Consider the following 11,651-nt stretch of genomic DNA (forward strand, 5'->3'; position numbering starts at 1 on the left):
TGTGGCCTTCGGTGCGTTCAACGCACCGAAGGCCACATTGGGTGCGTTGAACGCAACCAAGGCCACATTGGGGCGCTCGGGTGGGAGTGGGGTCGTCTTCGTCTTCTCCGGCTATGGCTCGCAGTGGTCCGGCATGGGCCGCCTGCTGCTGCAGTCCGAACCCGCCTTCCGGGCCGAAATCGAGGCGCTCGATCCCGTCTTCCGGGCCGAAGCCGGGTTCTCCCTGCGCGAAGCCCTCGAACACGAGCTTCCCGACCTCGCCGCGACCCAGCTCGCCCTGTTCGGGGTGCAGCTTGCCCTGGCCGTCCTCTGGCGGGCGCACGACGTCGTTCCTGCCGCCGTGCTGGGGCATTCGATGGGGGAGGTCGCCGCCGCTGTCGTGGCCGGGGCGCTCGACGTCGCCGGTGGCCTGCGGGTCATGGCCGCCCGGGCGCGGCTGCTCGCCGAACTCGACGAACGCGGGGGCGGGGCGATGGCGCTCGTCGAACTCTCGCCGGCCGAGCTCGCGGAATTCCCCGATGTCACCATCGCGGTCTACGCCTCGCCGACCCAGTGCACCATCAGCGGGGCAGAGGACCGCGTCGAGGCCGTGGTCGCGCACGCCGAACACCTCGGCCGGCTCGCGAAACGGCTGCCGGTCGGGGGCGCCGGGCACTCCGAAGCCGTCGAGCCGCTGCTCGGCCCGTTCCGCGCCGCGGTGGCGGGGCTGACCCCGGCCACGCCCGAAATCCTCTGCTACAGCAGCGTGCACGACGAGCCGCCCGCGTTCGACGTCGAGTACTGGGCGGCGAACCTGCGCCGGCCCGTGCGGTTCAGCCAGGCGCTCGCGGCGGCCGCCGCCGATGGGCACACCGTCTTCGTCGAGATCGCGCCGCACCCCGTGGCGCTGGCCGCGATCGAGCAGTCCGGCGGCCTCGGCCTGCCCTCGGCGAGCCGCCGGATCGACGAGCGGACGGCGTTCCTGACCAGCCTGGCCCGGCTGCACGTGCTCGGCGGTGACAATCGGAGCTTCGCTCCGAGCCGGGGGCTCCGCCACCCGGACCCCCGAAAAATCTGTCATCCCGGCGTGCTGGCCGCCCGGCCGCAGACGCCGCCGGTCGAGCTGCCCGGCCCGGTCTGGCGGCACGAACGCTTCTGGCCGCGCCGGACCGTCCGCACCGGCGGGGCGCATCCGCTGCTCGGCGTGCACATCGAAGACCCCGGCGGCGGCCACCTGTGGCGAGGCGACGCCGGCACCGCCGCGCTGCCGTGGCTGGCGGACCACACCGTCCGGGACGTCCCGGTGTTCCCGGCCACCGGATTCCTGGAACTCGCGCTCGCCGCCGCCGGTCCGGGTGGCCGCGTCCACGACCTCGAACTGCAGGAAGTCCTGCCGCTCGGAGACCACACCGAGGTGACCACGACGCTCCGCGGCACCGAGCTGAGTGTCCACACGAGATCCGGGCGGTGGGTCCGGCACGCCACCGCGCGGATCGGCACCAGCGGCACACCGTCGGCGCCGTTCGGGGAAACGACCGGAGAGCCGGTCGACGTCTACCGGGCGCTGGCCGAGCTGGGGCAGTCCTACGGCCCGGCCTTCCGCGGCCTGCGCCGGGTGACGGCCGCGCCCGGCCGCGCGTCGGCGTCCATCGTGCAGCCGGAAGCCGACCACCCCGCGTACGTGCTGCACCCGGCGCTCGCCGACGCATGCCTGCACGCGCTGGCCGCGGCCGTCGGCGAGGCGGACGCCCTCTACCTGCCGCTCAGCGTGGGCGAGGTGGTGGTCGCCGGCGACCCGCGCCGAGGCGTGCGGGTGGACGCCGTTCTCCGGGAGTCCGGCGACGGCGTGCTCGGCAGCGTCCAGCTGGTCGACGCCGACGACCTCGTCCTGGTCGAATTCCGCGACGTCTACTGCCGCCCCTACCGCGACGCGGCGATGGCGCGGCTGCTGTTCGAGGCGGCCTGGCAGCCCGCACCGCTTCCAACCGCGCCGGAATTGTCGGTGCCGGCCGGTAGTGTGGAAAACGGGGGGCGCCCCCGCGGGCCAGGGCGCTGGATCGTGCTGTCCGACGACGAAGCCGGCGAGCGGTTCGCGGGCGAAGACGTCCGGACCGCCCGCCTCGGCGACCGGCCCGAGCTGGCGAAACTGCTGCGCGACGGGGAGCCGGCCGCGGTTCTCGCGATGCTCGGCGCGGCCGCCGAGCCGGATCCGGCGCGCGGGGCGTGGCTGGTCGAGACGCTGGCCGGGGTCGTCGCCGAACTGGCCGAATTGCCCGTGGCGCCGAGGTTGTGGCTGGTGAGCGCCGGAGCGCACGCCGTCGAGCCCGGCGAGCGGGGCGAACCCGGGGCCGCGGCGCTGCGCGGGCTCGTGCGCGTGCTGGCCTTCGAGCACCCCGAACTGCGGGTGAGCCAGGTCGACGGCGGAGCGGACCGGGTGCGGGACGAGGTCCGCGCGGACGGCCCGGACGACGAAATCGCCTGGCGCGGCGGCACGCGGTACACGCGGCGCCTGATCCGCCCCACCCTCGATGACGCGGCGCGCGAGCCGGTCCGCGACGGCGCGTACATCGTCACCGGCGGCCTCGGCGGCCTGGGGCTGGCCGCGGCGAAGTGGCTGGCCGCGCGCGGTGCGACACGGCTGGTGCTGAACAGCCGGCACGCCGCCGATCCCGGGCTCGGTGGACGGGGCGTCGACGTCCGGGTGGTGCCGGGTGACATCGCCGCCCCGGGCACGGCCGAGAGCCTGGTCGCGGCGGCCGTCGAAGGAGGTGTGCCGCTTCGCGGGGTACTGCACGCCGCCGGTGTCCTGGCCGACGGCGCCGCGATCAGCCTCGACGCCGACGCGCTCGAAGCCGTTTGGCGGCCGAAGGCGCTGGGCGCGTGGCGGCTGCACGAAGCGACGGCGGGGCACGACCTCGACTGGTGGCTGGTGTACTCGTCGGCGGCCGCGCTGTTCGGATCGCCGGGCCAGGCCGCGTACGCGACGGCGAACGCGTGGGCCGACGCACTGGTCGTGTGGCGCCGGGCCCACGGCCTCCCGGCAGCGACGATCGGCTGGGGCGCGTGGGGCGAGGTGGGCGCGGCGGCCGGCTCGGCCAACCCGGTGCTCGAGCCGCTCGAGACCGAGGAAGCGTTGTCAGCGCTGGACTTCCTGCTGGCCCGCGACCGCGCGGCGACCGGGGTGGCGCGGGTGGACCCGGGGACCGTGCTGGAGCTCTTCCCCCGGCTGGGGGAGCGGCCGTTCTTCGCGCTCTTCGGGCCACGGGCGGCATCGTCCACATGGGACGGTCTGGAAGCGCTGCGTTCGGCGACGCCGGAAGCGGCCCGCGCGGCGATCGCTTCGCACTTGGCGGGATTGGTCGCGGACCTGCTGGGGTTGCCGGAGATCGACCGGACGGTGCCGCTCACCCGCTTGGGGCTGGATTCACTGTCGGCGATGCGGGCGCGCGGCGCGGTGGAACGGGACTTCGGGCTGCCGTTGCCGATTCCGCTGCTGCTGCGGGGGGCCAGCTTGGCGGAGCTCGCCGGGCACCTGGCCGAGGAGGCGGGTTTCGGGCCTGGTGCGCCGGTGGGTGCCGGGTCGGCGGACTTGGCTGGGTCTGCTTCGCCGGCGGGAGCCGGTCCACGGGACCTCGCCGGGCCCGCTGCGGCGGTGGGTGCTGGGTTGGCGGACTTCGCGGGGCCTGCTGCGCTGGTGGATGCCGGTCCGCGTGAGCCCGCCAGGCCTGCTGCGCCGGTGGATGTCGGTCCGCGGGACCTCGCCGGGCCCGCTGCGCTGGTAGGCGCCGATCCCCGGGATCTCCCCGAGCCGATCGTCACCGGGCCGCGGGATCCCGCCGAACGGTGGGTGGCCCGGCACTGGCGGACCGTCCTCGGCGGCGCCGAACCCGGCGTCCACGACCGCTTCGGCGGCGATCCAGCGCAGGCCCGGCGGCTGCGGGCGATCTTCGCCGAGCACCTCACCGCCGTCCCCGGGCACGACCGGCTCTTCGCCACTCCCACCGTGGCCGGGATGGCCGATCTGCTGCGGGCCGAGCTCGAAGGCCACGGTGGCGGCCCCGTGCGGCTGCTGCGCGATGGCGTCGGCGGGCCGCCCGTCTTCCTCTTCCACCCGGCCGGCGGCACCGCGAGCGTCTACCGCGAACTCGCCCGGCTGCTGCCCGAAGGCCTCCCGGTGCACGGGTTCGAACGCCTCGACGACGAGCACACCGTCGAAGGCAAGGCGGCCCGGTACGCCGAGCTGATCCGCGACATCCAGCCCACCGGCCCCTACCGGCTGGGCGGCTGGTCGTTCGGCGGCTGCCTGGCCTATGAGACCGCGCGACAGCTGAAAAGCGCCGAACTCGTCTTCCTGATCGACACCATCCTGCCGCTGCCCACCACCGGCACCCCGGCCGACGAACTGCTGGACCGCTTCGACCGGTTCGCCGGCCACATCTCGCAGACCTACGGCGTGCCCTTCGAAGTGCCCCGCGAGGAACTGGTGAAGCTGGACGAAGACGCCCAGATCCACTGGGTCATGGCCAAGCTGGCCGAGCAGGTGCCGGACATGGGCGCCGGCGTCCTCAAGCACCAGTACGAGTCCTATGTGGACGCGCGCGTCGCCGAGCGGTACACGCCGGGAAGCTACGACGGCCGGGTGGTCCTGCTGCGCGCCCAGGACCCGCACCCGCTCACCACGGCGCTGGACCCGCGGTACCTGCGCACCGACGACGCCCTCGGCTGGGACACCCACTGCGGCGCCCTCGAAGTCGTGCGGGTTCCCGGCGACCACGTGTCGATGATCGATCCGCCGCACGTGGCGGTGCTGGCCGAGCGGCTCGGGGCGGTGGTGCGGTGATGGACGAGCTGACCCCGACCACCGCCTTCCGGATCGCCGATCTGGCCGCCCGGCAGGACGAAGCCGTGCGGATCGCCGAAAAGCGGGCCGTCGACCGGCAGCACGCCAAGGGAAAGCTGACCGCGCGCGAACGGATCGCGCTGCTGCTGGACCCCGGGTCCTTCGTGGAGGTCGACCAGTTCGCGCGGCACCGGTGCGCGGAGTTCGGGATGGACGCGAACCGGCCGTGGGGCGACGGCGTCGTCACCGGGCACGGCACCGTCGACGGGCGGCAGATCTGCGTGTTCTCCCAGGATTTCAGCGTCTTCGGCGGCAGCCTCGGCGAGGTCTCCGGCGAAAAGGTCCTCAAGCTGATGGACCTGGCCATGACCATCGGCTGCCCGGTCGTCGGGATCAACGACTCCGGCGGCGCCCGGATCCAGGAAGGCGTCGTCTCCCTGGCGTACTACGCCGAACTCGGCCGCCGCAACGCCCACGCGTCCGGGGTCGTCCCGCAGATCTCGATGATCATGGGCCCGTGCGCCGGCGGGGCGGTCTACGCGCCGGCCATCACCGACTTCACCGTGATGGTCGACGACACCTCGCACATGTTCGTCACCGGCCCGGACGTCGTGCACGCCGTCACCGGCGAGCGCGTCACCGCGCAGGAACTCGGCGGGGCGGCCGTGCAGAGCGAGGTCGCCGGCAACGCCCACCACCGCGCCGCCGACGAGCAGGACGCCGTCGACTGGGTGCAGACGCTGCTCGGCTACCTGCCCGCGAACAACCTCGACCCCGGGCCCGCGTACGCCGACGAGACCAGCCCCGGCATCACCGCCGCCGACCTCGAGCTCGACCGGCTGGTGCCCGATTCGCCGCACGAGACCTACGACATGGCCGAGCTGCTCGTCCGGCTGGTCGACGACGGCGAGTTCACCGAGGTGCACAGCGCTTTCGCGCCCAACATGATCTGCGCCTTCGCGCGGGTGCAGGGCCACACGGTCGGCGTCGTGGCGAACCAGCCGCGGCACCAGGCCGGCGTGCTCGACATCGACGCGTCGGAGAAGGCCGCGCGGTTCGTGCGCTTCTGCGACGCGTTCTCGATCCCGCTGCTCACCCTGGCCGACGTGCCCGGCTACCTGCCGGGCACCGAGCAGGAACGCGGCGGGATCATCCGCCGCGGGGCCAAGTTGATCTACGCCTATTCCGAGGCGACCGTGCCGAAGGTGACGGTGGTGGTCCGCAAGGCCTACGGCGGCGGCTACGCGGTGATGGGCTCGAAGCACCTCGGCGCCGACGTCGTGCTGGCCTGGCCCACCGCGGAGATCGCGGTGATGGGCGCCGAAGGCGCGGTACGGGTGCTCTACCGGCGCGAGCTGGCCGCCCTGCCGCCGGAAGAACGCGAGCCGGCCCGCCGGCGGCTCACCGACGAGTACCGCAAACGCCACGGCGGCCCGTACCTGGCCGCCGAACGCGGTTACGTCGATCAAGTCGTCGCGCCGTCGCAGACCCGCCTCCAGGTGGCGCGGGCCCTGCGGATGCTGCGCACCAAACGCCAGAGCCTGCCGGCCCGGAAACACGGGAACATCCCCCTCTGAGGAGTCCTCATGAAACGGATCGCCTTGCTGGCGCTGTCCGTCGTCCTCCTGCTCGCCGGTGCCGGCGTGGCGCCCGCCCAGGCGAGCCCGGCCGTGGCCGACGACGGCGCGAAAGTCGTCCAGGAGACCTGGGTGGACGCCCGGACCGTCGACCTGCAGATCAGCTCGCCGGCCCTGGGCACCACCGGGATGGTGCGGCTGATCGTGCCGACCGGCTGGGCCGCGCAGCCCACCCGGACCTGGCCCGTGCTGTACCTGCTGCACGGCTGCTGCGAACCGGTCGACTACCGCTCGTGGGACCAGTTCACCGACGTCAAGGCGTTCACCGCGGCCAAGGACGCCCTGGTCGTGATGCCCACGGACGGGGCGGCGGGGATGTACACGAAGTGGTGGAACTTCGGCCTCTGGAACACGCCTGACTGGGACACCTTCCACACCGCCGAAGTGCGCCAGATCGTCGAACGCGGCTACCGCGGCGGCACGCGCCGCGCGGTCGCCGGGCTGTCGATCGGCGGGTACGGCGCGCTGGCGTACGCGTTCAAGCACCCGGGGATGTTCGGCGCGGCCGCGTCCTACAGCGGGGTGCCGAACACGCTCTACCCGGGGCTGCCGGTCTGGATCATCGGCATCCTGGCGCGCGCCGGGTTCTACAGCTACCTCAACCTCTGGGGCGATGCGTTCGGCAATCCGGTGCTCTGGTCGGCGAACAACCCGTACGACCACGTCGACCAGCTGCGCGGCACCGCGCTCTACGTCTCCTGCGGCAACGGGCAGACCGGGCCGCTCGATCCGCCGGGGCAGGCGGACTTCCTGGAGTCGACGGCGGAGATGTCGTCGCGCAGCTTCACCGACCGCCTGAAGTCCGCCGGCATCCCGGCGACCGTCGACTACTACGGGCCCGGGACCCACAGCTGGCCGTACTGGCAGCGGGCCCTGCACCAGTCCTGGCCGGTCCTGGCCGGCGCGCTGGGCCTGCCGGCCTGAGCGTTTTCCCTTTCCCCGATGGAGGTTGTGGTGAAGCATGCTCGATGTCGCGCCGTGCTTTCGGCGCTCCTGACCTGCTGCCTGGTGGCGCTGGGCGTCGCGGCCGCGAGCCCGCCCGCCGGTGCGGCGCCGCTGCTGCCCGGGCCGTTCGACGACTCCTTCTACACCCCGCCCTCGCCGCTGCCGGCCGGGCAACCGGGTGACGTCGTCCGGTGGCGGCCGGCGGTGCCGCTGCTGAACGCGCTCAACGCCGACGCCTGGCAGGTCATGTACCTCTCGACCAACGCGCTGGGGAACCGGAACGCGGTCACCGGGACGATCCTCGTGCCGAAGGGCGTGGATCCGGCCAAGGCGCCGATCGTCGGCTACGCGGTCGGCACGCAGGGGCCGGCGTTCAAGTGCACGGCGTCCAAGGCGATGGAACGCGGCACGCTGTACGACCAGCCCGCCATCAACGACTCGCTCTCCAGCGGCTACGCGGTCGCGGTGACCGACTACGAGGGCTATTCGCCGACGACCGTGCCCACTTACATCACCGGGCAGTCCATAGGCCCCGCGGTGATCGACTCGGTGCGGGCGGCGCAGGACCTGCCGGCCACCCGGCTTTCCCGGGGCGCCAAGGTGATCTTCCAGGGTGTACTCGCAGGGCGGCGGTGGATCGATGTGGGCCGGGGAGAAGCAGCCCACGTACGCACCCGAGCTGAACGCCGTCGGCGTCGTCGCGGGTGGCGTGCCGGCCGACTTGACCGAGGTCGCCAAGGGTCTCGACGGCTACCTCGGCTTCGGGTTCCTGGCCTTCGCCGCGGTCGGGCTCGACGCCGCGTACCCGGACCTGAGGCTCGATTCGTTCCTCAACGACACCGGTCGTCAGCAGCTGGGCGACGCGAAGAAGAACGCGTGCACGGCGGAACTGCTGCTGAACTACTCCTTCAAGAAGATCAGTGATTTCACTACGTCGAATCCGCTGGCGACGCCGCAGTGGCAGGCGCGGCTGGCGCAGAACAAGCTGGGCGCCCACCCGCCGCGGGTGCCGGTGTTCCAGTACCACGCGAGCACCGACGAGATCGTCAACACCCCGCAGGCGGAAACGCTGCACCGGGCGTACTGCGCGGCCGGGGTGCGGGAGCAGTGGACCACCTACGTCGCCGAGCACGCCACCGGAATCCTGGCCGGCAACGCGGATGCGCACCAGTGGATCGTGAAGCGGTTCAACGGCGAAACCGCGCCTGCGAACTGCTGATCCGGACGCAGTGAATGACTCATTCCTGACGTCCGACGCCAGGAATGAGTCATTCACTGCACCGGGCCGGGATCAGACCTTGCCCGCGACGAACCCGGCCGCGTCATCGGCCTGGTTGCCGTAGCTGAGGTGGGCCAGGATGTTCGTGCCGCCGAACTGGCAGATCGGGTCGCCGAGGGCGCAGTAGTCCTTGGTGCGGCTCTGGTAGGTGCCGGTCACCGAACGGCCGATCGCGCGGATCGGGTTGCCGAACAGCACGATGGCCGCGATCCGGGGCGCCAGGTCCGCGGGGGATGGTCGCGACGATCGGGCCGCCGACGATGGCGCCGTCGCTGCTGATCCCGATCGAGTTGTCGACGACGTTGGCGCCCTGGGAGTAGCCGACGAGGACGAACCGCTGGGACGGGCAGGCCGCGGCCTGCGACCGCACGTGGTTGACCAGGTCGGTGTTGCCGCGCTGCACCGACGCCGGTTCGCCGAGGTCGGCCGGGTAGTCGACGCGGTAGCCGCTCACCGACCGCGGGCGCAGCCGGTTCTGCACGGCAGAGAAGACCGGGTCGCCGACGATGAGACCCAGCGTGCCGGGTTCGCCCGTGCCGCGGGCCACCGGGACGTCGATGTCGGAGCACGGCGCGGCCGAAGCGACCGGCGCGGCGGCCACGGTGAGCCCGGCGACGGCGAAGCCCACCGCGGCGGCGGCGGAAAGCAGGCGTTTCTGGGGGACGCGAATCATGGCTGATCACACCTCGTTGTGGGAAAAGGGGTCGGCAAGCGCTTTCCGTGGGGGCGGAAATACGTGCGTCGCTTGCGGTGATCGCAGCGTCGCAGCGGTTGCCGAACCCGGCAAGAGGCGAATTCCCGGCGCGCCGGGAATTGTTCAGCCGGTGACAAACAGTCCGGTGTGGACGCTCAGGTGGCGCACTGCCCGGCCGGGTACGGGCTGTGACATCCGGGGCCTCGCCCCGGGCCGGGGGCTCCGCCACCCGGACCCCCCGAAAGATGGTCGAGGCGCTCCAGCAGCGCGGGATCCAGCCCGCGCAGCGCGGCCATCACGAAGCCGGTGGCCAGCTCGCCGGCGGCGATCGGGTCGAGCCCGGGGGAGTGGGAGACGTGCATCGCGGCCCGCCCTACCAAGCCCACCATCATCTCCCCGAGCAGGTCCGCGCCCGGGCCGACCGGGCGCCCGTGGGCGAGCAGGTGGTCCCGGACCTGGCCGACCACGTGGGTGGCGATCGAGCCGGCCAGCTCACGGCGCTCGTTCGACATCTCGTCGACGGCCGAGTCGAACAGCAGCCGGAAGCTCTCGGGGTGGGCGCCGGCGTAGGAGAACATGGCCATCACCGACAGCCGGACCCGCTCCTCCAGGGGGCGCGTGTTCGCCGTTTCGTACGCGCTGACCACCCAGGCCCGCAGCGCGGCGACCTCGCGCCGGACGGTGGTGCGGAACAGGGCCGCTTTGTCGCCGAAATGCGCGTAGAGGGTGGGCTTGGTGGAGTCGGCGCGGTCCGCGATCAGCCCCATGGTGGCCTGGGCGTACCCCCGCTCGGCGAACACCGCGCGGGCGGCGTCCAGCAGCTCGTCGTCGGTGGGGCGGGCGGCCGGGCTGCGGCGAGCGCTGGATCGATCAGGAGGACTCTGCCGGCTCATGGAGGTGTACTGTACGGACTCCTTGCTTTACTGTCCGGTAAAGCACGCTCCGTGATATCCGGGGCTTCGCCCCGGGCCGGGGGTCCGCCACCCGGACCCCCGAAAGAGTTGCGATCGCCGTCCCCCGGTGGAGGAACCCTGGTGTCCCGCGACAGTGCTCGGCAACCCGTCCCGGCTCCCCGGGACGCCGGCGACGAACTTGTCCGGAGGAAAGAGCTCGCCGCGTTGATGCGTCCGGCCCTTCCGGCGCTGGTGGACGGAATCGTCCGGGAGGTCCTGCGGGCGGTCCCCATCTACGCCCGGCCGGGCGACGGGACCTACGGCCGCAAGACCCGGCACGGCGTCGAGTGCGCTGTCGCGCTCTTCGTGGACCTCGTCGAGGATCCGCTGGCCTCGCGCGAGCGGCTGTACGAGACGTGCCGCCGGCTCGGCGCGGGCGAGGCGCGCGAGGGCCGCACCCTCGACGACCTGCAGGCGGCCTACCGCGTGGGCACCCGGGTCGGCTGGCGCTGGATCATGCGGCTGGGCCGGCGGCACCGGCTGTCCTCCGCGATCATGGCGCAGCTGGCCGAGATGCTGTTCGGCTACGCCGACGAGCTCGCCCGGATGTCGAGCCGGGGCCACCGCGAAGCGTGGGCGGAGCTCGAGGGCACCCGGGCGGGCCTGCGCCGGCGGCTGCTGCGGCTGCTGACCGGCCCGGGCACCATCCCCGACGCGGTCCTCGCCGAACTCGCGGCGGCGGCGGGCTGGCCGGTCCCGCGCGAGGTGGCGGCGGTGGCCGCCGAAACGACGGTGAGCACCTCGTGGGGCTCCGACGTCCTCGCCGACCTCGACTCCCCGCAGCCGTACCTGCTGGTGCCCGCCCCGGTGGACGCACGGACCCTGACGCGGCTCGGCACCCGCGTCGCGGTCGGGCCGCCGACGGACCTCGGCGCGGCGGCGCATTCCCTGCGCTGGGCGCGCACCGCGCTGCGGCTGGTGGCCGACGGCGCGCTCCCGGACACGCCGGTGACCTGGTGCACCGACCACCTGACGGACCTGTGGCTGCTGTCGGACTCGCCGCTGGCCGAGCAGGTCGCCCGGCAGGAACTGGCCCCGCTCGGGCAGTTCCCGGAGCGGACGCGCCGCCGGCTGGGCGAGACCCTGCTGTCCTGGCTGCAGAACGGCGGCAACTCCGAGAAGATCGCGGTCGACCTTTCGGTGCACCCGCAGACGGTCCGCTACCGCGTGCGGCAGCTCAAGCAGGCCTTCGGGGATCGCCTCGACGACCCCGACGCGCGGTTCGCCATGCAGGCCGCGTTGCGCGCGTCGGGCCTGCGGGTCACCCGGAACGAGTTCTCCTCTCCCGACGAATAGCAGGCTTCCCGGCTCGGCTCTCCACCTT

6 protein-coding genes and 2 pseudogenes are annotated in these 11,651 nt (G+C 73.1%); 5 read left to right on the forward strand and 3 right to left on the reverse strand.

Going from position 1 to position 11,651, the window contains the following annotated elements:
- The 4 genes and pseudogenes from ISP_RS36250 to ISP_RS48410 all read left to right on the forward strand — a co-directional run.
- The coding region (locus ISP_RS36250) for an SDR family NAD(P)-dependent oxidoreductase (protein WP_265049876.1) at nt 1-4,819 on the forward strand (4,819 nt) is incomplete at its 5' end.
- A complete protein-coding gene (locus tag ISP_RS36255) occupies nt 4,819-6,396 on the forward strand; it encodes an acyl-CoA carboxylase subunit beta (protein ID WP_013225227.1) in 1,578 nt (525 codons plus the stop codon). The genes ISP_RS36250 and ISP_RS36255, both read left to right, overlap by 1 nt.
- 9 nt (nt 6,397-6,405) lie before the next feature.
- Nucleotides 6,406-7,380, forward strand: coding sequence for an alpha/beta hydrolase (locus tag ISP_RS36260; protein ID WP_013225228.1), 975 nt, complete (start codon nt 6,406-6,408; stop codon nt 7,378-7,380).
- An 18-nt stretch (nt 7,381-7,398) separates the two neighbouring features.
- Nucleotides 7,399-8,620: pseudogene (locus ISP_RS48410) on the forward strand (lipase family protein).
- A 72-nt stretch (nt 8,621-8,692) separates the two neighbouring features.
- On the opposite strand, the gene ISP_RS36280 reads toward ISP_RS48410, so the two are convergent.
- The 3 genes and pseudogenes from ISP_RS36280 to ISP_RS36290 all read right to left on the reverse strand — a co-directional run bounded on the left by ISP_RS36280 (nt 8,693) and on the right by ISP_RS36290 (nt 10,267).
- Nucleotides 8,693-8,878: a cutinase family protein gene (locus tag ISP_RS36280; protein WP_013225230.1), complete on the reverse strand. Its 186-nt coding sequence runs from the start codon at nt 8,876-8,878 to the stop codon at nt 8,693-8,695.
- A gap of 142 nt (nt 8,879-9,020) precedes the next feature.
- Nucleotides 9,021-9,353 (reverse strand): annotated as a pseudogene (locus ISP_RS36285) (cutinase family protein); the annotation flags it as partial.
- Between the two features lie 176 nt (nt 9,354-9,529).
- Complete coding sequence (locus ISP_RS36290; RefSeq protein ID WP_013225231.1) at nt 9,530-10,267, reverse strand: TetR/AcrR family transcriptional regulator; 738 nt, start codon at nt 10,265-10,267, stop codon at nt 9,530-9,532.
- A 141-nt stretch (nt 10,268-10,408) separates the two neighbouring features.
- On the opposite strand from ISP_RS36290, the gene ISP_RS36295 reads away from it, so the two are divergent.
- The gene (locus ISP_RS36295; RefSeq protein ID WP_230468815.1) at nt 10,409-11,623 is read left to right on the forward strand and encodes a helix-turn-helix domain-containing protein; all 1,215 of its coding nucleotides are present in this window, start codon (nt 10,409-10,411) and stop codon (nt 11,621-11,623) included.
- Nucleotides 11,624-11,651: the final 28 nt, after the last annotated feature.

Source organism: Amycolatopsis mediterranei (assembly GCF_026017845.1).
Taxonomy (GTDB): Bacteria; Actinomycetota; Actinomycetes; order Mycobacteriales; family Pseudonocardiaceae; genus Amycolatopsis; species Amycolatopsis mediterranei.